Annotated in this window: 27 protein-coding genes; 16 read left to right on the top strand and 11 right to left on the bottom strand. The window is 65.7% G+C overall.

The window, feature by feature from the left end:
* Window positions 1–103: 103 nt before the first annotated feature.
* The 3 genes from PSV33_RS11835 to PSV33_RS11825 all read right to left on the bottom strand — a co-directional run bounded on the left by PSV33_RS11835 (window position 104) and on the right by PSV33_RS11825 (window position 2,372).
* Complete coding sequence (locus PSV33_RS11835) at window positions 104–853, bottom strand: alpha/beta hydrolase (RefSeq protein ID WP_300561983.1); 750 nt, start codon at window positions 851–853, stop codon at window positions 104–106.
* Window positions 850–1,929 carry a M14 family zinc carboxypeptidase gene (locus tag PSV33_RS11830; RefSeq protein WP_300561981.1) on the bottom strand — a complete coding sequence of 360 codons (1,080 nt, stop codon included), beginning with the start codon at window positions 1,927–1,929 and terminating at the stop codon, window positions 850–852. Before PSV33_RS11830 ends, PSV33_RS11835 begins: the two co-directional genes overlap by 4 nt.
* A gap of 146 nt (window positions 1,930–2,075) precedes the next feature.
* Window positions 2,076–2,372, bottom strand: coding sequence for a 2Fe-2S iron-sulfur cluster-binding protein (locus PSV33_RS11825; RefSeq protein WP_300561979.1), 297 nt, complete (start codon window positions 2,370–2,372; stop codon window positions 2,076–2,078).
* 107 nt (window positions 2,373–2,479) lie between these two features.
* On the opposite strand from PSV33_RS11825, the gene PSV33_RS11820 reads away from it, so the two are divergent.
* A complete protein-coding gene (locus PSV33_RS11820) occupies window positions 2,480–3,241 on the top strand; it encodes an SDR family oxidoreductase (RefSeq protein ID WP_300561977.1) in 762 nt (253 codons plus the stop codon).
* 77 nt (window positions 3,242–3,318) lie between these two features.
* Window positions 3,319–3,837, top strand: coding sequence for a GNAT family N-acetyltransferase (locus PSV33_RS11815; protein WP_300561975.1), 519 nt, complete (start codon window positions 3,319–3,321; stop codon window positions 3,835–3,837).
* An 18-nt stretch (window positions 3,838–3,855) separates the two neighbouring features.
* Here the strand turns inward: PSV33_RS11815 and PSV33_RS11810 are convergent, their stop codons facing one another.
* Window positions 3,856–4,014, bottom strand: a complete 159-nt coding sequence (locus PSV33_RS11810) for a hypothetical protein (protein WP_300561972.1) — start codon at window positions 4,012–4,014, stop codon at window positions 3,856–3,858.
* Window positions 4,015–4,291: 277 nt separating this feature from the next.
* On the opposite strand from PSV33_RS11810, the gene PSV33_RS11805 reads away from it, so the two are divergent.
* Window positions 4,292–4,843 carry a methylated-DNA--[protein]-cysteine S-methyltransferase gene (locus PSV33_RS11805; RefSeq protein ID WP_300561969.1) on the top strand — a complete coding sequence of 184 codons (552 nt, stop codon included), beginning with the start codon at window positions 4,292–4,294 and terminating at the stop codon, window positions 4,841–4,843.
* Window positions 4,844–5,033: 190 nt separating this feature from the next.
* On the top strand, window positions 5,034–5,396 hold the full coding sequence (locus tag PSV33_RS11800; protein ID WP_300561968.1) for a hypothetical protein: 363 nt from the start codon (window positions 5,034–5,036) through the stop codon (window positions 5,394–5,396).
* Between the two features lie 19 nt (window positions 5,397–5,415).
* Here the strand turns inward: PSV33_RS11800 and PSV33_RS11795 are convergent, their stop codons facing one another.
* Together PSV33_RS11795 and PSV33_RS11790 are read right to left on the bottom strand one after the other, a co-directional pair.
* Window positions 5,416–6,561 (bottom strand): metallophosphoesterase, encoded by a 1,146-nt coding sequence (locus PSV33_RS11795; protein WP_300561967.1) that lies wholly within the window; start codon window positions 6,559–6,561, stop codon window positions 5,416–5,418.
* A gap of 75 nt (window positions 6,562–6,636) precedes the next feature.
* Entirely contained in the window at window positions 6,637–7,050 is a 414-nt protein-coding gene (locus tag PSV33_RS11790; RefSeq protein ID WP_300561965.1) for a DUF2177 family protein, read from the bottom strand.
* Window positions 7,051–7,153: 103 nt separating this feature from the next.
* Between PSV33_RS11790 and PSV33_RS11785 the strand changes: the two genes are divergently transcribed.
* Both PSV33_RS11785 and PSV33_RS11780 read left to right on the top strand, forming a co-directional pair.
* Window positions 7,154–8,083 (top strand): DUF808 domain-containing protein, encoded by a 930-nt coding sequence (locus PSV33_RS11785; RefSeq protein ID WP_300561962.1) that lies wholly within the window; start codon window positions 7,154–7,156, stop codon window positions 8,081–8,083.
* A gap of 199 nt (window positions 8,084–8,282) precedes the next feature.
* Entirely contained in the window at window positions 8,283–8,792 is a 510-nt protein-coding gene (locus PSV33_RS11780) for a DUF1993 family protein (protein WP_300561959.1), read from the top strand.
* 413 nt (window positions 8,793–9,205) lie between these two features.
* Here PSV33_RS11780 and PSV33_RS11775 read toward each other — a convergent pair whose 3' ends face one another.
* Window positions 9,206–10,165: a LysR family transcriptional regulator gene (locus PSV33_RS11775; RefSeq protein WP_300561957.1), complete on the bottom strand. Its 960-nt coding sequence runs from the start codon at window positions 10,163–10,165 to the stop codon at window positions 9,206–9,208.
* A 175-nt stretch (window positions 10,166–10,340) separates the two neighbouring features.
* Here PSV33_RS11775 and PSV33_RS11770 point away from each other — a divergent pair, with 175 nt between their 5' ends.
* The 6 genes from PSV33_RS11770 (at window position 10,341) to PSV33_RS11745 (ending at window position 19,104) form a co-directional block, all read left to right on the top strand.
* Window positions 10,341–11,219: an alpha/beta hydrolase gene (locus tag PSV33_RS11770; RefSeq protein WP_300562164.1), complete on the top strand. Its 879-nt coding sequence runs from the start codon at window positions 10,341–10,343 to the stop codon at window positions 11,217–11,219.
* Between the two features lie 472 nt (window positions 11,220–11,691).
* A complete protein-coding gene (locus tag PSV33_RS11765; RefSeq protein ID WP_300561955.1) occupies window positions 11,692–12,921 on the top strand; it encodes an efflux RND transporter periplasmic adaptor subunit in 1,230 nt (409 codons plus the stop codon).
* Between the two features lie 47 nt (window positions 12,922–12,968).
* Window positions 12,969–16,202: an efflux RND transporter permease subunit gene (locus tag PSV33_RS11760; protein ID WP_300561952.1), complete on the top strand. Its 3,234-nt coding sequence runs from the start codon at window positions 12,969–12,971 to the stop codon at window positions 16,200–16,202.
* A gap of 25 nt (window positions 16,203–16,227) precedes the next feature.
* Complete coding sequence (locus PSV33_RS11755) at window positions 16,228–17,643, top strand: efflux transporter outer membrane subunit (RefSeq protein WP_300562161.1); 1,416 nt, start codon at window positions 16,228–16,230, stop codon at window positions 17,641–17,643.
* A 74-nt stretch (window positions 17,644–17,717) separates the two neighbouring features.
* Window positions 17,718–17,981 carry a heavy-metal-associated domain-containing protein gene (locus tag PSV33_RS11750; protein ID WP_300516246.1) on the top strand — a complete coding sequence of 88 codons (264 nt, stop codon included), beginning with the start codon at window positions 17,718–17,720 and terminating at the stop codon, window positions 17,979–17,981.
* 97 nt (window positions 17,982–18,078) lie between these two features.
* Entirely contained in the window at window positions 18,079–19,104 is a 1,026-nt protein-coding gene (locus PSV33_RS11745; protein ID WP_300561951.1) for a tRNA-dihydrouridine synthase, read from the top strand.
* Here PSV33_RS11745 and PSV33_RS11740 read toward each other — a convergent pair.
* Complete coding sequence (locus PSV33_RS11740; RefSeq protein ID WP_300561948.1) at window positions 19,009–19,896, bottom strand: NUDIX hydrolase; 888 nt, start codon at window positions 19,894–19,896, stop codon at window positions 19,009–19,011. The two genes, PSV33_RS11745 and PSV33_RS11740, sit on opposite strands and share 96 nt — an antisense overlap.
* Window positions 19,897–19,995: 99 nt before the next feature.
* Here PSV33_RS11740 and PSV33_RS11735 point away from each other — a divergent pair, with 99 nt between their 5' ends.
* The 3 genes from PSV33_RS11735 (at window position 19,996) to PSV33_RS11725 (ending at window position 22,424) form a co-directional block, all read left to right on the top strand.
* Window positions 19,996–20,910, top strand: coding sequence for an SDR family NAD(P)-dependent oxidoreductase (locus PSV33_RS11735; protein WP_300561946.1), 915 nt, complete (start codon window positions 19,996–19,998; stop codon window positions 20,908–20,910).
* A 380-nt stretch (window positions 20,911–21,290) separates the two neighbouring features.
* Entirely contained in the window at window positions 21,291–21,602 is a 312-nt protein-coding gene (locus PSV33_RS11730; protein WP_300561943.1) for a hypothetical protein, read from the top strand.
* A 12-nt stretch (window positions 21,603–21,614) separates the two neighbouring features.
* Window positions 21,615–22,424: a hypothetical protein gene (locus PSV33_RS11725; RefSeq protein ID WP_300561940.1), complete on the top strand. Its 810-nt coding sequence runs from the start codon at window positions 21,615–21,617 to the stop codon at window positions 22,422–22,424.
* 173 nt (window positions 22,425–22,597) lie between these two features.
* Here the strand turns inward: PSV33_RS11725 and PSV33_RS11720 are convergent, their stop codons facing one another.
* The 3 genes from PSV33_RS11720 to PSV33_RS11710 all read right to left on the bottom strand — a co-directional run bounded on the left by PSV33_RS11720 (window position 22,598) and on the right by PSV33_RS11710 (window position 25,187).
* A complete protein-coding gene (locus PSV33_RS11720) occupies window positions 22,598–22,939 on the bottom strand; it encodes a hypothetical protein (RefSeq protein WP_300561937.1) in 342 nt (113 codons plus the stop codon).
* Between the two features lie 203 nt (window positions 22,940–23,142).
* A complete protein-coding gene (locus PSV33_RS11715; RefSeq protein WP_300561934.1) occupies window positions 23,143–24,414 on the bottom strand; it encodes an MFS transporter in 1,272 nt (423 codons plus the stop codon).
* An 86-nt stretch (window positions 24,415–24,500) separates the two neighbouring features.
* The gene (locus PSV33_RS11710) at window positions 24,501–25,187 is read right to left on the bottom strand and encodes a hypothetical protein (RefSeq protein WP_300561931.1); all 687 of its coding nucleotides are present in this window, start codon (window positions 25,185–25,187) and stop codon (window positions 24,501–24,503) included.
* Window positions 25,188–25,590: 403 nt separating this feature from the next.
* Here PSV33_RS11710 and PSV33_RS11705 point away from each other — a divergent pair, with 403 nt between their 5' ends.
* Window positions 25,591–26,001 carry a TspO/MBR family protein gene (locus PSV33_RS11705; protein ID WP_300561928.1) on the top strand — a complete coding sequence of 137 codons (411 nt, stop codon included), beginning with the start codon at window positions 25,591–25,593 and terminating at the stop codon, window positions 25,999–26,001.
* Window positions 26,002–26,016: the final 15 nt, after the last annotated feature.

Below are 26,016 nucleotides of genomic sequence, written 5' to 3'. Positions count from 1 at the left end.
AGACCCCCTGCGACTGCTGTGCACTTTGATGGCGATACTGATGGCGATACCGGCCACAGCGCCTGTCAGGAAAGCGCGGGCAGCTATCAAAAACAGAGCAAATTCATGATGCGGCCAGCCAGCGGTGAAGCTGTTCGCCAACCCAGCTGGCGTCGTCGTGCGGCAGGTCGTGGCCGGCCCAGGGGTGGCTGTGGTGGGCTGCCTGCCAGGCCCGGGCCACCCGTTGTGAGCAGCGCGGGTCCACCAGTCGGTCCGCCGTCGACGACAACACCAGCGCGGGACAGGTCGGCGCCTGGGGGGCGCACGAAAACTGCGCGGCGGCCAGCAGCTGTCGCCAGGCGTTGGCCCGGCTCACCGGGGCTGTCTGGCGAATCTGGACCCATGCCGCGAGATCGGCCTCGCGCGAGGAGGTGTTGTTGCAGGTCAGCCGGTGGATGGTGCGTTCGGCGTGGTCTGCGTTGTGCCAGCGCGCGGCCAGCAGCGCCAGGGCCGGCCAGTTGCCGGGGCGCAGCCGTTCGGCCACGGGGCTGAAGGGCCGCATGCTGCTGTTGATGAGGACCAGCCGGCTGACCTCCTGCGGATGCTGCTGCGCCCAGTCGGTCGCCACCATGCCGCCCAGCGACATGGCCAGCAGGTGCCAGGGCGGCGCCACGCCCTGCGCCTGCAACTGGCGGCGTGCCAGCGCCATGATGGCGCGCACCGAGGACGGCGACGCTTGGCCGTGAAACACGCCGTTGCCCGGCAGGTCCAGCGTCACGACCTGGCCGGCGCCCGGCAGGCCGGCCAGTTGCTTCGCCAAGCCGCCCCAGTGCCTGGACTCGCGGGTCAGGCCGCGCAGCAGGACCCAGGTCATGGCATCCGCTGCGGGCGCCAGTGCGCGACCGCCAGTTGGCCGAGCTGGGATCGGCGCTCGCCCGAGGGTAGCCAGCCCGGCGCAGCGTAGGCGGCGCGGGTCAGGAAATCGAGCAGGTCGGCATGGCGCCTGAGCACCCGCTTGACGCGGTGCGCCTTGATCGGGTTGAACATGCCGTGGCGCGAGAACAGCTGGCGCGGGTTCTTGCGTATCCACAGCCAGGAGCCAAGCTCGAGTGTCATCGGCAGAAACACGTGGCCGGCCGGCGCCTGGTCATAGGCGTGGTCCCAGAGGTCGCCGTGCAGCAGGTACTGGTTGCTTTGTGGCTCGAAGCTGTAGTCATGGTGCGGGTGCGATTGCTCGAGCATGGTCTTGAGCGCGAACATCTCCGGCAGATGTGGCATCAGCCGGCGCGTTTTGGCGTAGGGAAACCAGAGGCTGTCGTCAAAACCGTAGCCCGAGTGGCAGTCCAGCGCCAGGCTGAAGGGCCGGCTCGCCAACTGCTCGCGGACCACCTGCAACAGGGCCGCGCTTTCGGTTTCCATGGGCGCGCCGGGCCGGCCGCAATACCAGGGCAGCAGCGGACCGAAGGTCTGCCCGCCCGCCAGGAAGGGGACCGGACTTTCTGCTTTTTGCGGTGCGTTGCGCATCAGGTCCACGCCGTGGGGGTTGGCGCGCTTGTGTGACCACATGCCGCCCGGATTGACGATGGGCATGAACACCAGCCGCACTTTTTGCAGTTGCTGGTGCAGCAGTTCGTCCCATTGGAGGCGGAATAGCAGCGCCCGCATCCAGGCCAGGATCAGCTGGGTGCCGATGCGTTCCAGACCGTGAATGCCGCCGAAAAAACCGACGGCCGGTGCCTGCGGGTCGCGCGAACCGATGCTGGCGGTGTACAGCGCGAAAGACGGGCCGCGGGTGGCAATCTCGCCCACCGCCTGGATGTCGAAATGTGCGCTGCCGGCCAGCAGAATGGCCTTGAGCTCTTCGTGTTCGGCAAAGGTGGCGGCGCTGTCAGGGGTGGCCGACAGACGGGAGAGGTCAAAACCGCCGGCAGGCGGACGCAGAAAGTCCATGTCTCCATCCTGACACAGCGGTGTGACAGAACGATGTGCGGCGCCGACTGTGGCGGCTGATTTTAAATTGCTATGAAAAGCATAGCTGCTTGCGCTCGCCCCTGTTGGGCTGGAGCCTGATTTCGTTCATCTTTTTTGGTCGACGTTCAGAGCGGCAGCGTGATCACCAGGTCGGATGCCGGGTAGGCGACGCAAGGCAGGATGTAGCCGTCGGCTTTTTCTTCGGCACTCAGACCCGGCCACTCGATGCGGTAGACCACCCGGCCGCTGGCCAGGCGGCAGATGCAGCTGCGGCAGGTACCGTTGCGGCAGGAACTTTCAAGCGTGATACCGGCCTGCAGTGCCGACTGCAGCAGGGGCTGCGAGGCGGGCGCCGCGAAGGGCGGGCCTGCGGATTCCAGCCGAGCCTGGAAAACGGCGCTGTCGTCGGGTATGGCGGGCATGGTGCCAGTTTAGGCGCTGCCGCGTACGCGACGGCCGGTCCCAGGCGGGACAGGTTCTGGCAAGGCGGTCCGTATGATTTTCCTTTTGTCGTTCAAGGAACCCTCAGGTGCAAACATCATTCAAGGACAGGGTCGCCCTCGTCACGGGCGGCGGCGGCGGGATAGGGCGCGCGACCGCGCTGGCTTTTGCGCGGGCGGGCGCCCGTGTTGTCGTCGCCGACATCGCCGCCGATGCCGGCCGGGAGACGGCGGCGCTGGTGCAGGCCGCGGGCGGTGAGGCGAGTTTTGTCCGCACCGACGTGACGCAGGCGGACCAGGTGCAGGCCATGGTGGCCCACACGGTGGCCGCTTATGGCCGGCTCGACTGCGCCTTCAACAATGCGGGCATCGAGGAGGAACACCTGCGCCTGGCCGACTGCAGCGAAGCCACCTTCGATCGCATCATGGGCATCAACGTCAAGGGTGTGTGGCTGTGCCTGAAGTACCAGCTTGCGCAGATGCAGCAGCAGGGCGGCGGCGCCATCGTCAACACCGCCTCGGTGGCCGGCCTGGTCGGCGCACCCAAGATGGCGGCCTACAGCGCCAGCAAACACGCGGTGCTGGGCCTGACGAAATCGGCGGCGATCGAATACGCACGCAAGGGCATCCGTGTCAATGCGGTGTGCCCCGGCGTGATTCGGACCGCCATGTACGAGCGCGCTGTCGCGTCCGACCCGAAGATCGGTGTGGCCGCCGCGCAGATGCACCCGCTTGGTCGCCTGGGCGAAGTTGACGAGGTGGCGGCCGTGGTGCTGTGGCTCAGCTCGGACGCGGCCTCTTTTGTCACCGGGCATGCCCACACGGTCGATGGTGGCTTGACCGCCGTTTGAGCGCAGCAGGGGGCGCAGAGGCATTTGCTGCGACAATCCGGGTCCCCCAACAACGATTCGTCTGCGCGTCTTTTTTCATGTCCAGCTACCAAGTTCGCCCCGCCACCGTGCGTGATGCCAAAGCCATCGCCGAAATCAACGACGCCTCTTCGCGCGCCGCCTACAAGGGCCTGGTGCCCGATGACCAGCTCGGCACCCTGGCGGTGGACAAGCGCCAGCAGTTCTGGCGCGACGCCATCGAATACATGGAGCCGCAGGTGCATGTGGCCACCGACGGCGAGCGCATCGTCGGCTTTGTCGGTTTCGACCGCTCGCGCGACAAGGGCACACCCTCGACCTGCGGTGAGATCTGGGCCATTTATGTGGACCCGGCGCACTGGGACAAGGGCGTCGGCGTGCTCCTCTGGGATGCGGCCAACGACGGCCTCAAGGAAGAAGGCTGCACCAAGGTCACCCTCTGGGTGCCGGTGCGCAACGAACGTGCACTGCGCTTTCACGAGCGGGCCGGCTTCAAACGCGAGATGACCTCGCTGAAGACGGTGGTGATCGGTTCCGTCAAGCTCGAGGAAATCCGTCTCAAGCGCGACGTGGGCTGAAGCAGCCCGTTACCGGGTTCAGGACGGCACGTCGATCACGCGTTCGTCGTCCGGAATCACCGGCATGTCTTCTTCCGGGCTCAGCGGCAGGTCGTCGGTGTCGTCGTCCTGCCCGGCGGCTTCCTCCGGACTGTCCTGGTTGCGGCGTCCGCTGCCGCGGGTGATGGATGTGGGCATCATGTGCTCCGCTGGATGGTGGTGATGGGGCCTCCATGGTGCGCCGTTTGCATCGGCCGGCGTTTGCGAAAAACCCTGTTCGTCTGTCAGCGCAAGCCGACAGGGCGACGAACGGACGAAGCGGCCGGGGCTGGTGTTCAGGCATGTTTTTGGGCGCGGGCCGTTGCTGGAATTGCGCCAGATGCTATGAATTCAATAGTGCTGTCCAACCGGCAGGGAGCCAACGGAGCCACCGGAGCCACCGGAGCCACACGCCTGTATTACGATGACTGCTTGCATGCACACCGCCACCGACACGCCCTTTTTCGCCTTGTTTGACACCGCCATCGGCTGCTGCGGCATCGCCTGGGGCGAGGCCGGCATCCGGGGTGTGCAACTGCCCGAAGGCGGGGCGCCGCAGACCCGCGATCGCATGCGCGAACGTTTTCCCGACGCGCAGGAGCTTGGGCCGTCCGCCGCTGTGCAGGCCGCCATCGAAGGCGTGGTGGCGATGCTGCGCGGGCAGGTGCACGACTTCAGCACGCTGGTGCTCGACCTGCGCGGCGTGCCCGAATTTCACCAGCGTGTGTATGCGGTGGCGCGCAGCATCGGCCCCGGCCAGACCCTGACCTACGGCGAGGTAGCCGCCCGCCTCGGCGAGCCCGGCGCGGCGCGGGCGGTGGGCCAGGCGCTCGGACGCAACCCTTTTGCACCCGTGGTGCCTTGCCACCGCGTGCTGGCAGCCGGCGACAAGCCGGGCGGATTTTCAGCCAGCGGCGGCATCCGGACCAAGCTCAGGCTGCTGCTCATCGAAGGCGCCATGCGCGGCACCCCCGGCCTGTTCGACTGACCCGCCGGTTCCCCCTGCAGGACAGGCCGGGTCCAGTGGCTCCCTTGTCCTACAGCCAGCGCCTCCCCCTCCGCACAAGGTGCAGGCGCTGCGTGCCGGAAAGTGTTGTGTGCGCCCGAAACCATGGCCCTCCATGACTTGGGTGACGCAGTTTTTCTGACCCCCACCGTATTCACCAAAGGACTTCACCATGGAAAAATCCACCGCCAGCGCCTACCCCGGCTCCGTCAGCTCGTCGAACGAAAGCGCATTGCTGCGTGGCGTGGACCAGGCCGGCAGCACGCTTCACGACACGATTGACAAGGTGGCCGAACCTGCCCGCAACACTGTGGATCGTGCCGCGAGCGCAGCCCACGAGACGGTCGATAAACTGGCCAGCGGCGCCAACTCGGTGGCCGGCAAGTTCAGCGACCAGGCGCATCGCCTGACCGACGCCCCCATGCAGGCCGTCGACCATTCCAAGGCCTACATCAAGGACCATCCGCTGCAGGCGGTCGGCTTTGCGATGCTGGCCGGTTTTGTGTTGGGCCGCCTGACCGCCCGCCGCTACTGATCTGCCCGGCCGGCAAGTCTTAAACGGGGATCAGCCGCAGGTGCGTGATTTCCGAGGGCGCCCCGAAACGCTTGGGCGGCCCCCAGTATCCCGTGCCGCGGCTGGTGTAGATCCAGAGCTTTTCCAGCCGGTGCAAACCGGCAGTGAAAGGCTGCTGGAACCGCACGAAAAAATTCCAGGGCCAGAATTGACCGCCGTGGGTATGGCCCGACAGCTGCAGGTCAAAGCCCGCTTTCTCGGCCTCGTGCGCGCTGCGCGGCTGATGTGCCAACAACACACGCAACGGTGCGTGGGCTGGTGCGCCGGCGATGGCGGCGTGCGGATCGCTGCGGTGGCTGGCATCAAAATGCCCGGCGCTGTAGTCGGCCACGCCGGCCAGCACGAGCGCCTGCTGCGCAGCCGCCTGTCCATGCTGCAACACCACATGTTCATTCATCAGGACACGAATCCCCAGACGCTGCAGTTCATGAATCCAAGCGTGGGCGCCCGAGTAGTACTCGTGGTTGCCAGTGACAAAGTAGGTGCCGTGGGTAGACGTGAGCCCGGCCAGCGGCGCCACATGGTGCGCCAGTTCGGCCACCGTGCCGTCAACCAGGTCGCCCGTCACCGCCACCATGTCCACCTTCAGCATGTTGACCGCACGCACGATCGCCTGCAGGTAGCCTTGTTTGATGGTGGGGCCGACATGGATATCGCTGATCTGGGCGATCGCAAAGCCGTGCAGCGCAGGTGGCAAGCCGCTGATCGGCACGTTGACTTGCACCACGGCGGCCGTGCGTCTGGCATTGAAGAATCCGACCAGGCTCATGAACAGCCCGGCCGCAGGAACTGCAGCGGCCGAGACCCGCGCCGCGGCATCGAGCGAAAACGCCGCAGGCGCCACGGCCAGCAGTGCCAGACCAGCCAGCAGCGCCGCGTCGCGCAGCAGTGTCAGCACAAAGAGCGAGGAAAACAGGCCCATCGCAAGCATGCCGGTCCAGGCCATGCGGTCCGACAGCGGCTGCGACTTGAAGCGCCGGGCGGTCAGCCCCAGCGGCGTCAGCACCGCAGAGGCCAGCAGGATCAGGCCCAGCAGCCACTGCGCGGCCGGCCAGCCGGCCAGCCCGGGAACCAGACGGATGCCCACGTAGGCATGCAGAAAAAACGAGAACAGCAAAAGCGGCATGGACAGGGCGGGAAGTGGAGAGCTTTCGTCAGCTGGCTCCAAAGCGGCCAAATACAAGAGACACGGCAGACCTGGCTACGCGGCATCCCGGGCGCGTGGGCGGGCCGCGAGGAAGGCCACCGTGGCGGCTGCTGCCGTCAAGGCAGTGCCCCAGAGCATGTCCACCAGCGTCAGCTCCAGCGGCCAGCCCTTCAGGGTGGCCAGGTTGCTCAGGTCGTAGGTGCCGTAGGCCAGCAGACCCAGCAAGGCGCCCAGAGTGGCCGCATGGGTCCAGCTGGAGCGCTCCAGGGCGGGCAGCACGGCAAACACCACCACCCCGACCGGGTAGAGCAGGTAAAACGCAGCGGCCGGCAGCAGCAGGGGCTGTGCGCGCATCAGCGGGCCTATCCACGTCTGGTACTGCTGAGGCATCAGCAGCCCGAGCCAGAGGCCGTCGGCCACCAGCACAAAGAGCAGGGCGGCGAGGTAGGCGATCAGTGTTTTTTTCATGGTGGCGGCCATTCTGCGCGGATTTGCCCCCGACCGTGCGGCGGGGCCTGCTTGCCCGACGACAATATGTTTTTTTTGTTCCCCTCTTTTCAGGAAGACCTTCATGGCCAGTAGCCTGTTTGCGCTGATCGACGACATTGCCACGGTACTCGACGATGTCGCCTTGCTGACCAAGGTGGCCGCCAAGAAAACCGCGGGTGTGCTCGGGGACGACCTGGCGCTGAACGCCCAGCAGGTTTCCGGGGTGAAAGTGGACCGTGAACTGCCCGTGGTGTGGGCGGTGGCCAAAGGTTCTTTTCTGAACAAGGCCATCCTGGTGCCGGTGGCGCTGACCATCAGCGCGTTTGCGCCCTGGGCCGTCACGCCCCTGCTGATGGTCGGCGGCGCTTTCCTCTGCTACGAGGGTTTCGAGAAGCTGGCGCACAAATTCCTGCACAGCCGGGCCGAAGACGAGGCGCGGGAAAAGAAATTGCTGGAGGCGCTGTCCGATTCCTCGGTGGACCTGGTGGCGGTCGAAAAGGACAAGATCAAGGGCGCGATACGCACCGACTTCATTCTCTCGGCCGAAATCATTGCGATCACGCTGGGCACGGTACAGGCCAGTCCCTTCGTCACCCAGGTCGTGGTTCTCAGCGGGATTGCGATTGTCATGACAGCGGGTGTGTACGGACTGGTGGCCGGCATCGTCAAGCTCGACGATGCGGGGCTCTACCTGAGCCAGAAACCAGGCGACAGCGGGGCAGCCCGCCTGCGGCGCAGCCTGGGTCGCGGCATCGTGCTGACCGCGCCCTGGCTCATGAAAGCCCTGTCGGTGGCCGGCACGGCCGCGATGTTTCTGGTTGGCGGCGGCATTCTCACGCATGGCGTTCCGGCGCTGCACCACGCCATCGAAGCGCTGGCTGAACGCGCCGGCAGCGTGTTGGGAAGCGTCATCCCCTTGCTGGCCGACGCGCTGGTGGGCATGCTTGCCGGTGCGCTGGTGCTGGGCGTTGTGACGCTGGTCCAGCGTATGCGGAACCAGAAATCCGGCTGAGGGTTCGCCGGGGGGCCGGCCCGCGCAGACGCCAGACCGCAACGCCTGGCCGCGCCTGCGCTTCCCGGCCCGATTGGCCATAATGACTGGCGTTGCGCGCGGTGCGGCTGTGAGCCCGTCGGCAGTCATCGACTCCGGCCGGAAGGTCGCCGAGCGACGCCTTCTGCTTTCTTTTTCTTTAATCATCAGGACACTTTCCATGACCCTTTCGATGTACCAGGCTTCCGTTCCTGTTTTCAAGCAGATGCTGGGAGGCCTGAGCGGCGTTCTGGCCAAGGCCGAGGCACATGCCACGGCTCGCAACATCACACCTGCTGCCCTGCTGCAGGCGCGGCTCTACCCCGACATGTTTGCCTTGCTGCGCCAGGTGCAGGTGGCCTGCGATTTTGCAAAAAGTGTGTCGGCACGCATCGCCGGCGTGGAAGTGCCGGGCTTTGAGGACAAGGAAGAAAGTTTTGCCGATCTGCAGGCGCGCATTGCCAAAACCCTGGCCTTTATTGACAGCCTCACCGCAGGGCAGATTGACGGCAGCGAAGCGCGCCAGATTGTGACGCAGGCCGGCACGCCGAAGGAAAAGATTTTCAGCGGCCAGTCTTACCTGCTGAACTACGGCTTGCCGCATTTCTTTTTCCACACCACAACGGCCTATGCCATCCTGCGCCACAGCGGGGTGGAGATCGGCAAGAAGGACTACATCGGCAGCTATTGAGCGCTGGCCCGAGCCGGCGTGCGTCTATTTTTGTGGCGACGGCCGGGCGGGCCTGCCATAGGGCACCTTCGCCGAGGGTCGCGGCCATGGGGCCGAGGTTTCATCAAGGTGGTTCTGCGATCCTTCAGCAAAGGGCCAGCCCTGGCGTGGGGCGGCCGTGGCATTGTCCATCTGCGGGGTGACAGGAAGACTTTGGGGAATGCTGCGCGCAGTGCGGGGGGCGTCAAGCCGGGCCATGGAGTCTCCTTCAAACATTCAGCCAATTTAGGCCTCTCGTCCAGCGCCGCATGTAAGACGTGCCCGCGTCCCTTGTAGGACCAGCCTGCAAGACGGCAGGGCTTGAGCCCGGCGACCACAGCGCGATCGCCACAAACGCCCGGCACCGGGGAGAAAAGGGAAAGGGGCCGGTCAGCTCACACCAGGGCGGGCGGTGCGTGTTCCGTGCGAACGGGCAGGGTGCTCTTGCGCTGGATCAGGTCGTGTCTTGAAAACAGCTCGGCAATCCAGTCCACGAAGACGCGCACCTTGTTGCTCAGGTGCCGATTCGGCGGGTACACCACGTGGATGGGCTTGGGCTCGGTGCACCAGCCGCCGAACAGGGGCTCGAGCGCTCCGCTGCTGATGTGGTGCTGGACCAGAAAGGTCAGGGTCTGCAGGACGCCCAGGCCGGCCAGCGCTGCAGCCACGCCGGCATTGGAGTCATTGACCGCCAGCTGGTGCTGGCCGTCGACCTCCACCATTTCGCCGTCCTTCTGCAGTGTCACGTTGTAGAGCTTGCCGTCGCGCGGCGAAAAGTAGCGGATCAGCTTGTGCGCGCGCGCGAGTTCGCGCGGGTGGGCCGGCACGCCATGGCGCTTGAGGTAGGCGGGTGAGGCACAGGACATCAGGTAAAACTCCCCGATCCGGCGGGCGACCAGCGACTGGTCGGTGATCTCGCCGCCGCGTATCACGCAGTCCACGTTTTCGGCAATGATGTCGACCGGTCGGTCGCTCACGCCGAGTTCAATCTGGATGTCGGGGTAGCGGGCATAAAAATCCGGCAGCGCGGGGATGATCACCGCCATGCCGAGCGAGGCCGGAATGTCCACCTTGAGCCGGCCGCGCGGACTGGCCTTGGCCCGCGACATGCTCGACTCCAGTTCCTCCATGTCGCCCAGCAGGCGGCCGGCGCGCTCATAGTAGGCCGCGCCGTCGGCCGTCACCGTGACTTTGCGGGTGGTGCGGTTGAGCAGCTTGGTGTCCAGCTCTTTTTCCAGGGTCTGGATCAGCCGCGTCACCGTGGCCTTGGGCATGCCGATGGAATCGGCGGCCTTGGTGAAGGTGCCGGCTTCGACGACACGCACAAAAGCCTGCATGGCAGAAAACTTGTCCATCCGGAAATCCTCGTTAGCCTGGCTGCGAAGAATAGCCCGAAACAAGGGCAGTTTAAGGGCCGATTGTTCCATCTCTGGAACAAAGTAATTACGGTTTGCCCATTTATTGATCAGTCCATAGCGCCTATCTTCTGCTGCATTGCAACAACAACGGAGCCGCTTGCGGTTCAAGATGATGACAAGCCAGCAGCATTCCAGTCAGGCCAGCCCGAAAGCCCCGCCGCCCTGCGTGGAAAAGCAGGTCGACATCGGGCAGCGCGAGCCGCTTTCGGCCCGCTTTTATGGGCATCGGTACGGCGCTCAGGTGGTGCCGCTGGTGCTTCACTTTCACGGCGGGGCGTTTGTCGGCGGATCGCTCGAAGGGGGCGCATGCATCGGCAGCCTGCTTGCGGCCAGCGGTGCGGTGGTGCTGTCGCTGGACTATCCGCTGGCGCCGGCCCATCCCTTTCCGCAGGCTGTCGAGGCCGGTTACGACGCCTTGGTGTGGGCCAGCAAGGCCAGGCACAAGCTGGCGGGGCATGAAGCCCCGATGTTTGTGGCCGGGGAGGAGGCCGGCGGCAATATTGCAGCGGCCGTGGCCCTTCTTGCGCGGGACCGTCATGGCCCTGCGCTTGCCGGCCAGATCCTTCTGTCACCGATGCTGGACCCTTGCCTGGGCACAGCGTCGCTGCGCGATGTCCATGCCGGTCCGGTGGGCTGCACCTGGGCCGACGGCTGGCACAACTACCTGCCTCGCCTGGAAGATGCCAGCCATCCGTATGCAGCGCCGGGTTCGGTTTTTCGCCTGGCCGGTTTGCCGCCCACGCTGCTGATCACCGCGGAGGACGACCCCCTGCGCGATGAGACACACGCCTATGCCGAGCGGCTGCGCGCCGCGGGGTTGTTTGCCCACGAGGCCGTGTTGCCCGGACCAACCGGATGGCCCCGCAGTTATCTGGAGGCAGGCCCTGCGCAGGCTGGCTGGCCGGCGGTGGTGCAAAAGCAGTTTGGCGATTTTTTTGCCAGCATGGCTGCCGCTCAAAGCGTGCAAAGCAGCCTGCTGTCGGTTTCCTGATCCGTATTTTTCCTGTTTTTTCCTGTTTTTTCTTGAGTGAGTTTTCCATGTCATCGATGCGTTCACGCAAGCACCAGTGCCGCCTGCTGGCCGTCACGTCCCGGTTCGCCCTGGCTTGCGCACGCGGCTGCTCCCGGGCACAGAAACCATCACGTCAGAAGCTATTTCCCACAGGAAAGATGTGGTTTTTGTCCGCACGTCTTGACCTTGCCATCGTTGGAGGGTTGAAAGTTCACACCGTTCCATGTTGAGGACGTTTCATGACGGGATTTCCTGTTGATGCCGTGAACCGCAGGCGCTGCGCTGGCCAGATGGCCAGGGACGGCTGCCTGCAAGGCGGCACCAGGTGTGCAGCCCTTCGGGTCGCTTAGTCGCCATCTGTTCATTTTCGTTTTTTTTATGTCCGGGCATCGATATGTCTGCGGTGCCCGGACGCCGTCATCCGAGTTTTTCATCTCCATAAGGTTCAACCATGCCATCGATTCAACTTCACAACAACAAGCGCCGTCTCCTGGCGGTCGCGCTGGGCGTTCTGGCCGTAGCCGGCATGTCTGCCGCCGTTTTTGGCGTATCCGGCGCCGGTGCCCGGGCGGATGTAGTTGTCGCCCCCGCCGCCATGCCTGTCTCCGTGGCCACTGTTGTGCCGAGCGACGTGGCGACCTGGGACGAGTTCTCCGGTCGCCTGGAGGCGGTCGAGCGCGTGGACATCCGCTCACGTGTGGCCGGCACCGTCCATGCGGTGCATTTCCGTGAAGGCGCGCTGGTCAAAAAGGGCGAGTTGCTGCTGACCATGGATCCGGCACCCTATGCAGCGGAAGTGGAACGTGCCAGCGCACAGGTCGCGGCCGCGCAGGCGCGGCTGGCACAGGCCAAAGGCGAGCAGGAACGTTCGCAGCGTCTGTGGAGCGAGCAAGCCATTTCCAGGCGCGAGTTTGACGAACGAACCAACGGAAAGGGCGAAGCCGATGCCAACTTGCGCGCCGCCCAGGCCGCGCTGCAGACGGCCCAGTTGAGCCTGGGCTACACCCAGGTGCGTGCGCCGGTGGCTGGCCGCGTCGGCAAACTGGAAGTGACGGTGGGCAACCTGGTGGCCGCCGGCCCCGGTGCGCCAGTGTTGACCACGCTGGTCTCCGTGAGCCCCATCTATGCGAGCTTTGACGTCGACGAGCAGGTGATTGCCAAGGCCCTGAAGGATGTCAACGCGGGTGGCGATCGCAGGCTCGAGCGCATCCCGGTGCAGATGGGCACCGCCGCCAGCACAGACACGCCGTTCGAGGGCCGGCTGCAGCTGGTCGACAACCAGGTCGATGCGAAGAGCGGTACGGTGCGCGCCCGCGCGGTGTTCGACAACAAGGGTGGCCAGTTGATGCCCGGCCAGTTTGCACGCATCCGCATGGGCCAGGCGACGCAAGCCACCGCCCTGCTGGTCAATGAGCGCGCCGTCGGTACCGACCAGAACAAGAAGTTCGTGCTGGTGGTGGGCGAGGGCAACAAGGCCGAGTACCGGGAAGTCACTTTGGGCGCATCGGTCAACGGCCTGCGGGTCGTCAAGAACGGCCTGGCGCCCAACGAACGCATCGTCGTCAACGGCCTGCAGCGCGTGCGTCCCGGCGCGCTGGTGGCGCCGCAGCCGGTCGAGATGTCGGCCAAGGCGGAATTGTTGAATGCCGACAAGCCCGTCAAGGTCGCCGCGAAGTCATGAATGAATGCCGGAGCCGGGAGGCTCTGGCCTGAACAAGAAGAACTGCCATGAATCTTTCGAAATTTTTTATCGACCGGCCGATTTTTGCCGGCGTGTTGTCGCTGATGATGCTGATCGCGGGCCTGGTCGCGCTCGGGGGCCTGCCGGTCTCCGAGTACCCCGAGGTGGCGCCGCCCTCGGTGGTGGTGCGCGCCCAGTACCCCGGTGCCAACCCCAAGGTGATTGCCGAAACCGTGGCCATGCCGCTGGAGGAATCCATCAACGGCGTCGAGGGCATGCTGTACATGGGCAGCCAGGCCACCACCGACGGCGTGATGACGCTGACGGTGACCTTCAAGCTCGGCACCGACCCCGACAAGGCGCAGCAGATGGTGCAGAACCGCGTCTCGCAGGCCGAGCCACGCCTGCCCGAGGAGGTGCGCCGGCTCGGTGTGACCACCGTGAAGAGCGCGCCCAACATCACGTTGGTGGTGCACCTGGTCTCGCCGAACGACCGCTACGACATCAATTACCTGCGCAACTATGCGGTCCTCAACGTCAAGGACCGGCTGGCGCGCATCCAGGGCGTAGGTCAGGTGCAGATTTTTGGCGGCGGCGATTACTCGATGCGTGTCTGGCTCGATCCGCAAAAGGTGGCACAACGCGGCCTGTCGGCCAGCGACGTGGTGGCTGCCATCCGCGGCCAGAACGTGCAGGCGGCCGCCGGCGTGGTCGGTGCCTCGCCAGGCCTGCCGGGTGTGGACATGCAGCTGTCGATCAATGCCCAGGGCCGCTTGCAGAACGAGGACGAGTTCGGCGACATCATCGTCAAGACCGGTAGCGACGGTGCTGTAACGCGCTTGCGCGACATCGCCCGCCTGGAGCTGGGCGCGTCCGATTATTCGCTGCGTTCATTGCTCAACAACAAGCCTGCCGTGGGTATGGGTGTGTTCCAGGCGCCCGGTTCCAACTCGCTGGAAATTTCCGACGCCGTGCGCCAGGCCATGGACGACCTCGCGAAAAACATGCCCGAGGGCGTGGAGTACCGCATCGCCTACGACCCGACGCAGTTTGTGCGTGCGTCGATCAAGTCGGTGATCACCACCCTGCTCGAAGCGGTGGCACTGGTGGTACTGGTGGTGATCCTGTTCCTGCAGACATGGCGCGCGTCCATCATTCCGCTGCTGGCGGTGCCGGTGTCGGTGGTCGGCACTTTTGCGGTGCTGCACCTGCTGGGTTTTTCGATCAACGCGTTGAGCCTGTTCGGACTGGTGCTGGCCATCGGCATTGTGGTCGACGACGCCATCGTGGTGGTGGAAAACGTGGAGCGCAACATCGAGGCCGGCCTGTCGCCGCGCGAGGCGACTTACCGCGCCATGCGCGAGGTGTCCGGGCCCATCATCGCGATTGCGCTGGTGCTGGTCGCGGTGTTTGTGCCGTTGGCCTTCATCAGCGGCCTGACCGGCCAGTTCTACCGCCAGTTCGCGGTGACGATTGCGATTTCTACCGTGATCTCGGCGATCAACTCGCTGACCCTGTCGCCGGCACTGGCCGCGCTGCTGCTGAAAAGCCACGACGCGCCGAAAGACGCCCTGACGCGTGGCATGGACAGGGTGTTCGGCCGCTTCTTCGCGTGGTTCAACAGAATATTCAGCCGTGGCGCCGGCGCCTACAGTGGCGGTGTCAGGGGCGCGATCTCGCGCAAGACACTGATGCTGGTGGTGTACGGCGTGCTGGTGGCGGCCACGGTCGGTGTCTTCAAGCTGGTTCCCGGTGGTTTTGTGCCGGCGCAGGACAAGCAGTACCTGATCGGTTTTGCGCAACTGCCCGACGGCGCCACGCTGGACCGCACCGAAGACGTGATCCAGCGCATGGGCGAGATCATGAAGAAGAACCCGAATGTGGAAGACGCGATTGCCTTCCCGGGCCTGTCCATCAACGGCTTCACCAACAGCTCCAACTCCGGCATCGTGTTCGCCACCCTCAAGCCCTTTGCCGAGCGCAAGAGAGCCGACCAGAGCGGTGGTGCGGTGGCAGGACAGCTGAACGGGGCATTTGCCGGCATCCAGGACGCCTTCATCGTGATGTTCCCGCCGCCACCGGTCGAGGGCCTGGGCACCACCGGCGGTTTCAAGCTGCAGCTGGAGGACCGCGCCTCGCTCGGTTACGACGCGATGGATGGTGCAGTGAAGGCCTTCATGGGCAAGGTGGCGCAGGCGCCCGAGATTGCCGGTACTTTCACGAGCTGGCAGGTCAACGTGCCGCAGCTTTATGCCGACATCGACCGCACCAAGGCGCGCCAGCTCAATGTGCCGGTGACCGATATCTTCGACACCATGCAGATCTACCTGGGCAGCCTGTATGCAAACGACTTCAACAAGTTCGGCCGCACCTACAGCGTACGCGTGCAGGCCGATGCGCCCTATCGCGCACGCGCCGAGGACGTGGGCCTGCTCAAGGTGCGCTCGACCACCGGCGAGATGGTGCCGCTGTCGGCGCTGATGAAGGTGAACTCCAGCTTCGGCCCGGAACGCGCCATGCGTTACAACGGCTACCTGTCGGCCGACGTCAGCGGCGGCCCGGCACCGGGTTATTCGTCGGGCCAGGCGCAGGCAGCGATTGAACGCATCGCCGCAGAAACCTTGCCCAAGGGCATAGGCTACGAATGGACCGAGCTGACCTACCAGGAAATCCTGGCCGGCAATTCGGCGGTGCTGGTGTTCCCGCTGGCCCTGCTGCTGGTGTTCCTGGTGCTGGCCGCGCAGTATGAAAGCCTGACCCTGCCGATCGCCATCATCCTGATCGTGCCCATGGGCCTGCTGGCGGCCATGACCGGTGTCTGGATTTCGGGCGGCGACAACAACGTCTTCACCCAGATCGGACTCATGGTGCTTGTGGGTTTGTCGGCGAAAAACGCCATCCTGATCGTCGAGTTTGCGCGCGAGCTCGAATTCGCCGGCCGCACGCCGGTGCAGGCCGCGATCGAGGCCAGCCGCCTGCGCCTGCGCCCCATCCTGATGACCTCGCTGGCCTTTGTGATGGGCGTGCTGCCGCTGGTGCTGTCCACCGGCGCCGGCGCCGAGATGCGTTCGGCCATGGGTGTCGCGGTGTTTGCCGGAATGATTGGCGTGACGGCTTTTGGCCTGTTCCTCACGCCGGTTTTTTATGTGGCGCTGCGCCGCATGGCTGGCAACCGACCACTCAAGCTGCATGGCGAAGTGCCCCACATCGAGGCCTTCGCCGGGGGTGGCGGCGCGCCAATGCACGCCCAGCCCGCTGCGGCCATGAAACACCATGAATAAACCAAAACAGCTTGAGGAGTTCACCATGAACCGTACTTCTTCCCGACTGCGCCATGCGCTTGTGCCTTTGCTCGCCACCCTCGTGCTGGCTGGTTGCGCCACGCCCGCCGCTGTCGATCCTGCGCGTCTGCCGGCCACGCCGCCGGCCTTCAAGGGGCAGCAGGATGCCTCTCGCGTGCTGGCGGCCACGCCCATCAGCGCAGAAGCACAACCCCAGGGCCGCTGGTGGACGGTGTTTGCTGACCCGGTGCTCGATCAGCTGGTCGAGCGTTCCGGCCGCAACAACAGCAGTGTGCAGGTGGCCGCCGGCCGCCTGGCGCAGGCACGCGCGATCGCGCGCAGCACCGATGCGGACCGTTTGCCGCAGGTCGATCTCGGCGCGGGAGCGGTGCGTCAGCAAAACAGCACCACCGGCAACCGGCCGCAAACCGTGGTCAGTGTGGGTGCCAATTTGTCTTATGAGGTGGACCTGATCGGCCGGCTGTCGCTCGCCACGGACGCTGCGTCGCAGGACGTCCGATCGCGCGAGGCGCTGCTGCGCAGCACCCAACTGCTGGTGCAGGCCAATGTGGCTCAGACCTATTTGCAGTTGCGCGCGCTTGATGCCGAACGCACGCTGGTGCGGGACACCCTGCAGGCCTACCGCAACACCTTGCGCCTGACCGAGGTGCGCTTGCGGGAGGGTGATGTCGCCGAGCTCGATGTGGCGCGAGTGCGCACCGAGGTGGCATCCACCGAGTCGGAAGGGCTGGCGCTGGACCGGCGCCGCGCCGAGCTCGAACACACGCTGGCCGTGCTGGTCGGTGACGTGGCTTCCACTTTCGAGGTGAAACCTGCCGACTGGTCCACCGCGCTGCCGGTGATCCCTGCCGGTGTGCCGAGCACCGTTCTGGCTCGGCGGCCCGATGTGGCGGCGGCCCAAAGCAGCATGCAGGCGGCGCAGGCCAGGGCCGGCGTGGCCAAGGCCGCCTGGTTCCCGAGTTTTGCGCTGACCGCTGCCGGCGGGTACGCGGCGCCCGAGATCGGCGATCTGTTCAGGATGTCCACCCGCGCCTGGGGCGTGGGCGCCTTGCTGTCGTTGCCGATTTTTGACGGTGGCCGCCGCGAAGCGGGCGTGCAGAACGCGAACGCGGGACTCGATATCGCGCTGGCCAATTACCGGGAACAGATCCTGGTCGCCTTCAGGGATGTGGAAGACCAGCTCTCGGCCCTGCGCCTGCTCGGTGAGCAGTCCGAAGCGCAATCGCGCTCTGTGGCCTCGGCCAGCCGCGCGACGGTGCTGTCGGACTCGCGTTACCGCAACGGACTGGTCAGCCAGCTTGAGCTGCTCGATGCCCGGCGCAGCGAACTGCGCAACCGGCGCGAGGCACTGCAGGTGCGCGCCGCGCAGTATGTGGCCACGGTCGGACTGATACGCGCCCTGGGTGGCGGCTGGGCCTGACCTGGCTCATGGTCGACCGGCGCTTGCAGGGGTGACTTCCCACAAGCAACTGCCATCAGAAAACGGAGAAATCAATGATCGCATTTCAGGTAGAAGACATGACCAGCGTGCATGGCGTCAACGCCATCACCCGAGCCGTCAAGGCAGCCGACAAGATGGCAAGGATCGAGATTGACCTGGCTTCCCAGCGGGTTGCGATCGGGTCGGCGAAGGCCGATGCGTCCGTACTCGGTCGTGCCATCCGGGAGGCGGGTTACACGCCGGTGGACACCCGGTTCGCCCGGGAGCGCTCAGTCCCGATCGCCGAGTCCGCTTATGGAAGCCTCTGGTGGGGGTAGACGCTGCGCCCGGGGCGCCGTCACCGCGCATCTGTTAAAACACCGGGATGCCTGCCCGTGTTCTGTCTGCCTGCCGCTGCCTGTCCGTCTCCCGGCCATGACCATTCTGCTCGCCCCCATGGAAGGGCTGCTCGACTTCGTGCTGCGCGACATCCTGACGCGGGCCGGTGGCATCGACCGCTGCGTTTCCGAATTCATCCGCATCACCGACCAACTGCTGCCCGAGCGCGTCTTCACGCGCATCGTGCCCGAGTTGCACACCGGCGGGCGCACCCTGGCAGGTGTGCCGGTGCGTGCGCAGCTGTTGGGATCGGACCCGGTGTGCCTGGCTGAAAACGCCGCCCGGCTCGCCACGCTGGGGCCGGCCGGCATTGACCTCAACTTCGGCTGCCCGGCCAAGGTGGTCAACCGCCACGGCGGCGGTGCCGCGCTGCTCGAAGAGCCGGACACGATTGCGGCCATCGTCGCGGCCGTGCGGCGCGCCGTGCCGGCGCACCTGCCGGTGTCGGCCAAGATGCGTCTCGGGTTCAATGACGACAGCAAGGCGATTGACTGCGCGCAGGCGATTGCCGACAACGGCGCCGACGAACTGGTGGTGCATGCGCGCACCAAGGCCCAGGCCTACCGGCCGCCGGCTTATTGGGAACGCATTGCCGACATTCGCGCGGCGGTCAGCATTCCGGTGGTGGCCAACGGCGAGATCTGGACGGTGGACGATGCGCGTCGGTGCCGGCAGGCCTCGGGCTGCGAGATGCTGATGCTGGGCCGCGGCGCGGTGGCCGACCCGGGTCTGGCGCTGGCCATCTGCGGAGGCGCTGTTGCGGGGCTGACCTGGGTCGCGCTGCTGCCGCTGGTGGCCCAGTTCTGGGAACTGGTCTGCAGCCGGCTGGATGCGCACTCGCGCGCCGGACGCCTCAAGCAATGGCTCAATTTTCTGCGCCGCCGTTATCCCGAGGCAGAGCGGGCTTTCCAGGCGCTGCGCACCGTCAACCAGCCGGCCGCCATCACCGTCTGGCTGGCTGGGGCCTTAGCCGAACAGGGCCTCGAAGCCGGCGTCGGGTTCGAACCGCCTGTTGCGGTAGCTCAGGCGCGTGGGGCCGGGCAGGGCCTGCTCGCGCACTGAATGGCGCGTGTCGCCGGGATAACAGATGACCCGGCTGCCTTCGTGGTCGAAGGGCTCGGGCTGAATCACCGGCGGCCGGCGCCCGCGGGCCTCGGCCAGGACACTCTCAACACCCGCATGGCGCGACAGATGCGCCAGGCTCATGATCTGCGGCGGCGCCAGCTCGATCTGCCGGTCCCAGTACTGCTGCAGCGCATGGCGCGGGCTCAGCCAGATGCTCTCTGTGGTCTCGAAATTGTCGTGGCTGGCTACCTGACCGCCGGGCACCGCTGCCACGAAAAAACGCGTGTCGAAACGCTTGTTGGTCACCGAGGGGGTGACGGGGGTGATCCAGCGTGACCAGGGCACCACGTTGAGCGTCTGCAGGCGCAAGGCCATGCGGGCCAGCACGGCATTGAAGCCGTGGCCTTCGCGCAGCAACGCGGCCGCCTGGTCGGCCAGGCCGGGCAGGGCTTGCCCCGGGTGGCCCTGCGCGAACAGCACGCCCGACTCTTCAAACGCCTCTCGCAGCGCCGCCACGTACACGGCGCCGGCTGTGCGCAGGTCGATGCCAGGCTCGCTCAGCCCGGCATGCAGCACCTCCAGCGGCTGGTCCAGGTGGGCGGCCATGTCCAGTTCGGCGTCGGCAGCATCGATCTTGCCGCCGGGAAACACATAGGCGCCGCCCAGTACGTCGGACAGGCCATGGCGCTTCATGAGGAACACCTGCAGGCCCGCGGGCGCATCACGCAGCAGTACCACGGTGGCTGCCGGACGCGGCGGGGTGGTGACGGTTTCGAGGTTGAGTTCCATGGTGGCTTTCAGGGGGAGGCGGGGCGGTCCATTACAGTACAGCCTAGGCTATCAGACTTGCCTCGGACCAGGCATCACCAACACGACAAGGACAAGCAAATGGGGATTGATTTCAAGGGCCGGGTGGCCATCGTCACAGGCGCAGGCGGCGGGCTGGGCCGGCAACATGCACTGGCCCTGGCCAGGCGCGGCGCAAAGGTGCTGGTCAATGACCTGGGCGGCGCGCGCGACGGCTCGGGCGGATCGGTCAGCGCCGCCGACGCGGTGGTGGCCGAGATCCGGGCGGCCGGCGGTGAAGCAATCGCCAACGGCGCCTCGGTGACCGACTTTGCGGCGGTGCAGGCCATGGTGCAGCAGGCCATGGATGCCTGGGGCCGGGTGGACATCCTTGTCAACAACGCCGGCATCCTGCGTGACAAGAGTTTTGCCAAGATGGACCTGGCCGACTTCGCGCTGGTCATGAATGTGCACCTGATGGGCGCCGTACATTGCACCAAAGCCGTGTGGGACATCATGGCGGCCCAGAAATACGGCCGCATCGTGATGACTACCTCGTCGTCAGGCCTGTATGGCAACTTCGGCCAGTCGAACTACGGCGCGGCCAAGATGGCGCTGGTCGGGCTGATGCAGACGTTGGCCATCGAGGGTGCGAAAAACGACATCCGCGTCAACTGCCTGGCGCCGACGGCTGCCACGCGCATGACGGAAGGGCTGATGCCCGAGGAGGTGCTCCAGGCACTGCAACCCGAAGCCGTGGTGCCGGCCATGCTGGTGCTGGCGTCCCACGAGGCGCCGACACGCACCATTCTTTGCGCGGGCGCCGGCACCTTCGAGGCGGCCAACATCACGCTGACGCAGGGGGTGTATCTGGGCAAGGGCGAGCAGGTGCCGGAGGCGCTGACCGCGCGACTGGCCGAAGTGACGGAACGCGCCGGCGAGATGGTGCCGCAAAGCGGCGCTGCGCAAGGCAGCAATGAGGTCGGCAAGGCCATGGCCGGCAGTCTGTCCGACTAGACGCAGGACAAAAATGCAGCCGGGTCCGCTGGGCAATGTTCAGACGTTTCACCGAGGGGCGGAAGTCCGATACCTGTCTTTGTAGCGCGGAGCCCGGCTGGCACGTCTTCAGTGTTTGAGCTTGACGCAGACGCGAATGCAGGCCAGTGCTGACAACGCGTGTCAGTCGTTTCCTTCGCACGAGCTGCGGCCCGCCCTGACAGGGCGCGCGCGGGTCAGCACGCGTTGCTCCGACGCCGTGCTGCCGGGCTGTCCTACAGCCACACGCGACGGCTGCTCACCGTGGCATCAGACGGGGCAAATTAAGCTGACTCGCAGTCGGCCAACCGGTCGGCGTCCACCCAGGTCCCTCACCGGATTTTTGTCTCAAGGAACTCCCCATGAATTTCAACCGCACCCTCACCTCCGCCGTTACGGCTCTCGCACTGGTCGCCGCTGGCGGTCTGGCTTATGCACAGACATCGGCACCGTCGGGCACCATGCCTGGCGCTCCGGGCGAGACCAACAAGCAAGGTGCTGCCCAGATGAAAATCCCGACCGCTCCTGCTGCGAAGGCTCAGCCGCAGGTCCAGGCTCAGCCTGCAGCCAGCACCGGCGCGACCATGGGCACCACCACCACCATGCAAGCCGACACAACCCCCCCTGTCCAGCGCACCACCGTGGCCCGCAAGCCGCGCGCTGACCGCAACTAAATCGACTTTCTGGTGCGGGTTTCTGCGCAGATCCGGGTGGGCTCCGCCCGGATTTGTGGAGCCACACCCAGACAATCACTCTTGATCTGCTATCTTTCCGGCATGAACCGCACGCTCTCTTTCCGAACCGACGCCGCCCTCCAGGGCGCGGGCCTTTTTTTCGCGCTCGTGACCTTGTGTCTGCCTGGTCAGGTGACGGCAAAAGACAGTCCGAACGCTTCCTTCCCGGCCGTGACAGAGTCGGCGCAAGCGGCCGATCTGGCGTCTGAACCGGCCGCACCGGTGGTGCGCCAGATGGCAAACTGGGTGATGGCGTCAGGTAATCACGCAGGCATGCCTTTTGTGATTCTTGACAAGCAACACGCCAAACTTTTCGTCTTTCATCCCAATGGAAAACTCAGGGGCGCCAGTGCGGCTCTGTTGGGATCCGCCAAGGGTGACGATTCCGTGCCGGGAATCGGCGAGCGTCCGATGTCAGCGATCCGTCCGCACGAGCGCACCACGCCAGCCGGACGTTTTGAATCCAGCCCCGGGGTGAACATGTCAGGCGAGGACATCGTCTGGGTGGACTATGAAGCTGCCGTTTCCATGCACCGCGTGCGTGCAAACAACAAGAAGGAACGCCGGCTGGAGCGGCTCGCGTCAGCGACGCCGGACGACAACCGCATTTCTTTCGGCTGCATCAATTTGCCGGCCATTTTTTACGACACGGTGCTCAAACCGGCTCTGGGCGCCAGCCCCGGGGTGGTGTACGTCCTGCCTGAAACGCGGTCCCTGCAGTCCGTGTTCGGCGCCAAAGCCCCAGCGTCGCGGCCCCTGTAAACCAGAGGTGTTGCGCAGCGCCGGCGGCGACGCCTGACACGTTGCCGTGACGCCCGTTGATGGGCGCGTCAATCCACACTGCTTGCCCTTCCCTGGGTGAAAGTGCTGTTCCCGTCTCCCGGATCGCTTCGGGGGAAGCCGCTTGGAAGGCTGAGGCCCGGGCCGGCTGAGGCCTAGTTCCGGGGCACCCGGTAAGGGCGGGCCCTCGGGTCCTGCATGATCGCTTCTCCCGGCCCCGCGGCATAAGCCACCCTGCCTCCCGCCGAATCCCGGATATTGCTGCGCGTCAGGTTGACCGGCGGGCAAGAAGTGTCGGTGATGGAAAACACCATGTGTCCATCGGAAAAGACCGCGGGCAGGGTCTCGTGCAACTGGTAACGCATGTCCACCGGGGCCTGCGCGGCATGGTAGATCACCTGGTTGGCGCGGTTGTAGACGGTGTAGCAAGCCAGCGCCTGGCCGCCAGACAGGGCAGGCAGCAGGGCGGCGAGGGCGTATTTCAGGGCGGTGTTCATGCGCGGGCCTTTCAAAAGGCCTATGTTGCGCCCCTCCGCCGGCCCCTGGCGCAGGCGGGTGGCCGGTTGTGGTGTCAGCCGATGCGCTGGCCAGACAGGATCTGCATGTTAGTTGCTATGAAATATATAGCTGGTTGCGCATATGCAGTAAGGGCTGGAGGTATTTTTGATGCAAAAACCCGCACGGACCGGAAGACCGGGGCTCAGGCGGCCTGCGCCGCCGCCCGGTGACCACGTACGCGGTAGAGCAGGAACAGCACAATGCCGAAGTTCAGCAGGTTCCAGGCGATGCCGTTGATGAAGGCCGCGTGGTAGGAGCCGGTCAGGTCAAACACCTTGCCCGACATCCAGCCGCCCAGCGCCATGCCGACCATGGTGGCCATGATCACCGTGCCGACCCGCGCACCGGCCTCGGCCGGCAGGAAGTACTCGCGCACGATGATGGCGTACGACGGCACGATGCCGCCCTGGAACAGGCCGAACAGCGCCGCGATCAGGTACAGCGACACCAGCCCGTCGAAGGGCAGGAACAGCAGCAGCGCGAGGCCCTGCAGGGCCGAGCCCAGCAGCAGCGTACGCAGGCCGCCAATGCGGTCGCAGACCAGTCCTGACACCAGACGGCTGACCACGCCGCAGGCCAGCATCAGCGAGAGCATTTCGGCACCGCGCGCCGCGCCGTAACCCAGATCGGTGCAATAGGAAACAATGTGCACCTGCGGCATCGCCATGGCCACGCAGCAGGCCACACCGGCCACACACAGCAGGGTTTGAGCCTTGCCGGGTGACAGGCCGAAGGGCAGGTCGCTGGGGGTGGCCGAAAGGTTCTGGCGCGTCGCCGCTGCGACGGCCACCGGCGGACGCCTGCGCATCAGCAGGGCCAGTGCCGTCATGGTGACGAAGGAGAAAAGGCCCAGGGCGAGGTAAGTGTGGCGCCAGCCCTCGGTCGCCACAAAGTGCTGCACGACGGGCGGCCAGATGGCGCCGCCAATGTAGTTGCCGCTGGCGCACACGGCAACGGCAATGCCGCGGCGGCGCACAAACCACAAGGAAGTATCGGCCAGCAGCGGCGCAAAGGTCGCGGAACTGCCAAACAGGCCGATCAGGAAGCCATGCGCCAGCGTGAAGGTCCAGATGCTGCCGGCCATGGCCGCAGCGGCATAACCCAGGCCCAGGCTGACGGCCCCCACCAGCAGCGGCACCATCACGCCGAAGCGGTCGGCGAGGCGGCCCATCAGCATGCCGCCAATTCCGAAGCCGATCATCAGCAAGGTGTAGGGCAGCGAAGCGTCGGCGCGCGCCACGCCAAATTCGGCTTGAACCGCCGGCATGACCACCGCCACCACATACATGCCGCTGGCGCCGACGGTCATCAGGGCCAGCGTGACCATCAGCCGAAGCACGGCGTAACGCGAGTCGGCCAGTGCGGAGGGAAGGTGTGAAGCGGGTGCGGCGGGCGTGGCGGGGGTGGGGCGCATCGGGGCTACGGGTGGCAAGAGGCCTCAGGCCGGGCCCTGTTTCCGGGGTGGCGGGGCAGGCCTGGCGGCGCTACCGGGAACAAGTGTCACGGCAGCCCGGAGGGCTGGGTCGGCTGGAAGTCGGCGTGGACGCCCGATGCCGCTTCCTGGTCGATGCTGGCATCGCGCGCGGCAAACATGTTTTGCAGGTCCTTCAGGTCGCGCATCACGTCATCTTCGACGTCTGCGGCTGCTGCCGCCACGACGGCAGCGGCAGCAGGCACGGGCGCAGGGACCGCAGCAGGCACTTCAACGGCTGCGCCAGCACGGGCTGGCGCAGCCCAGATGGCCGGGTCGGGCATGTCGGGGTAGGGGCAGCTGTTCCCGACCTTGAACTCCCAGGAAATACCGTGCAGCCAGGTGGAGGACTGCGGCTCGAACTGGGTGATCGCGGCGAGCAATTCATTCTGGAAAGCGAAGGCGTAGGTCATCAGGCGCGCGTCCCACTGGCGCAGCACCAGCCGAACGTACATGCCCGGGCCGCGGCTGCGGCTGTTGACCACCAGCATCTGGCATTCCACCCAGTCGGTTGCAATGCCGTGCCTGCGCAGGCAGTCGCGCAGCAGCATCTGCACAAGCTGGCGGCGGGTGCCGTTGTCGGAGTTGTCCTCGATGGTGTGCTGGCTGTCCCGGTTGGCTGCCACCGACGGACGGGAAGCCGGTTTCAGTCCGGAATCTGTATGGCCGCCGGCCTTGGCCCTCAGCCCCAGCAGTCGCTCAAACACTTGTCTCATGTGGTCAACCCTTCACCGCCGGTCCCGGCCAGAGCGCTCTGGCCGTTCGGTGCCGGCTTGTCGATGGATGGTCGTTCAACTGGCAAGTCAAGTCAAGCCTGCGGCCCGGGCGGTGGTTCCGCCTGTCCAGGGGCGGCCGCAACGTGGTGACTCTTCCCCCGGAAAAAACGCCCGGGCCGCGGCGGGGCGGGCAGGGGAAGAAGATGCCTTGATGGGTGGGGAAATCGGGCCCCAGGCCGGTCGGCCTGCCATGGTTGCCGTGTCGGACGCGCCCACCGCCCGCCTGAAGCGGCCACGTCCTACCTGAGGATCAGCCTCGGGTGTCGCTGCCATCGCCCGGCGGGTGCTAAAACAGAAAGAACACCTCCTCGCGATTTCAGCGCCAATTCCCCGAAGGATTTTCATGGACAGCAGCAGCAGCGCCGCCTGGTACGCCCAGTTGAGCAAGCCCTTTTTTGCGCCACCGGCATCGGTGTTCGGCCCGGTGTGGACGGCTCTTTACGTCGTGATTGCCATCAGCTTCGGTTTTGTCCTGTTGCAATACCTCAAGCGCCGCCTGCCGTTTCGCGTGCTGCTGCCTTTCGTTCTGAACCTGCTGTTCAACCTGGCCTACACGCCTATCCAGTTCGGCCTGAAAAACAATGCGTTGGCCAGCTTCGACATCCTGCTGGTGCTGGCCACCCTGGTGTGGGCCATGGCAGCCATCCGGTTGCGGGCGCGCTGGGTGGTCTGGGTCAACATCCCTTACCTGCTGTGGGTTCTCTTCGCGACGGTGCTGCAGCTCAGCATCACCTGGCTGAACCGGGGCGCCTGATGGCGACGCGCCGGC

It is taken from the genome of Polaromonas sp. (assembly GCF_029945895.1).
GTDB lineage: Bacteria > Pseudomonadota > Gammaproteobacteria > Burkholderiales > Burkholderiaceae_C > Polaromonas.
This window is presented reverse-complemented; position numbering and strand designations above follow the sequence as displayed.

Excerpts from the sequence above, each read along its gene's own strand:
- PSV33_RS11835 (WP_300561983.1), bottom strand. The coding sequence starts at position 853 with ATGACCTGGGTCCTGCTGCGCGGCCTGACCCGCGAGTCCAGGCACTGG.
- PSV33_RS11830 (WP_300561981.1), bottom strand. The coding sequence starts at position 1,929 with ATGGACTTTCTGCGTCCGCCTGCCGGCGGTTTTGACCTCTCCCGTCTG.
- PSV33_RS11825 (WP_300561979.1), bottom strand. The coding sequence starts at position 2,372 with ATGCCCGCCATACCCGACGACAGCGCCGTTTTCCAGGCTCGGCTGGAA.
- PSV33_RS11815 (WP_300561975.1), top strand. The coding sequence starts at position 3,319 with ATGTCCAGCTACCAAGTTCGCCCCGCCACCGTGCGTGATGCCAAAGCC.
- PSV33_RS11810 (WP_300561972.1), bottom strand. The coding sequence starts at position 4,014 with ATGCCCACATCCATCACCCGCGGCAGCGGACGCCGCAACCAGGACAGT.
- PSV33_RS11805 (WP_300561969.1), top strand. The coding sequence starts at position 4,292 with ATGCACACCGCCACCGACACGCCCTTTTTCGCCTTGTTTGACACCGCC.
- PSV33_RS11800 (WP_300561968.1), top strand. The coding sequence starts at position 5,034 with ATGGAAAAATCCACCGCCAGCGCCTACCCCGGCTCCGTCAGCTCGTCG.
- PSV33_RS11795 (WP_300561967.1), bottom strand. The coding sequence starts at position 6,561 with ATGCCGCTTTTGCTGTTCTCGTTTTTTCTGCATGCCTACGTGGGCATC.
- PSV33_RS11790 (WP_300561965.1), bottom strand. The coding sequence starts at position 7,050 with ATGAAAAAAACACTGATCGCCTACCTCGCCGCCCTGCTCTTTGTGCTG.
- PSV33_RS11785 (WP_300561962.1), top strand. The coding sequence starts at position 7,154 with ATGGCCAGTAGCCTGTTTGCGCTGATCGACGACATTGCCACGGTACTC.
- PSV33_RS11780 (WP_300561959.1), top strand. The coding sequence starts at position 8,283 with ATGACCCTTTCGATGTACCAGGCTTCCGTTCCTGTTTTCAAGCAGATG.
- PSV33_RS11775 (WP_300561957.1), bottom strand. The coding sequence starts at position 10,165 with ATGGACAAGTTTTCTGCCATGCAGGCTTTTGTGCGTGTCGTCGAAGCC.
- PSV33_RS11770 (WP_300562164.1), top strand. The coding sequence starts at position 10,341 with ATGACAAGCCAGCAGCATTCCAGTCAGGCCAGCCCGAAAGCCCCGCCG.
- PSV33_RS11765 (WP_300561955.1), top strand. The coding sequence starts at position 11,692 with ATGCCATCGATTCAACTTCACAACAACAAGCGCCGTCTCCTGGCGGTC.
- PSV33_RS11760 (WP_300561952.1), top strand. The coding sequence starts at position 12,969 with ATGAATCTTTCGAAATTTTTTATCGACCGGCCGATTTTTGCCGGCGTG.
- PSV33_RS11755 (WP_300562161.1), top strand. The coding sequence starts at position 16,228 with ATGAACCGTACTTCTTCCCGACTGCGCCATGCGCTTGTGCCTTTGCTC.
- PSV33_RS11750 (WP_300516246.1), top strand. The coding sequence starts at position 17,718 with ATGATCGCATTTCAGGTAGAAGACATGACCAGCGTGCATGGCGTCAAC.
- PSV33_RS11745 (WP_300561951.1), top strand. The coding sequence starts at position 18,079 with ATGACCATTCTGCTCGCCCCCATGGAAGGGCTGCTCGACTTCGTGCTG.
- PSV33_RS11740 (WP_300561948.1), bottom strand. The coding sequence starts at position 19,896 with ATGGAACTCAACCTCGAAACCGTCACCACCCCGCCGCGTCCGGCAGCC.
- PSV33_RS11735 (WP_300561946.1), top strand. The coding sequence starts at position 19,996 with ATGGGGATTGATTTCAAGGGCCGGGTGGCCATCGTCACAGGCGCAGGC.
- PSV33_RS11730 (WP_300561943.1), top strand. The coding sequence starts at position 21,291 with ATGAATTTCAACCGCACCCTCACCTCCGCCGTTACGGCTCTCGCACTG.
- PSV33_RS11720 (WP_300561937.1), bottom strand. The coding sequence starts at position 22,939 with ATGAACACCGCCCTGAAATACGCCCTCGCCGCCCTGCTGCCTGCCCTG.
- PSV33_RS11715 (WP_300561934.1), bottom strand. The coding sequence starts at position 24,414 with ATGCGCCCCACCCCCGCCACGCCCGCCGCACCCGCTTCACACCTTCCC.
- PSV33_RS11710 (WP_300561931.1), bottom strand. The coding sequence starts at position 25,187 with ATGAGACAAGTGTTTGAGCGACTGCTGGGGCTGAGGGCCAAGGCCGGC.
- PSV33_RS11705 (WP_300561928.1), top strand. The coding sequence starts at position 25,591 with ATGGACAGCAGCAGCAGCGCCGCCTGGTACGCCCAGTTGAGCAAGCCC.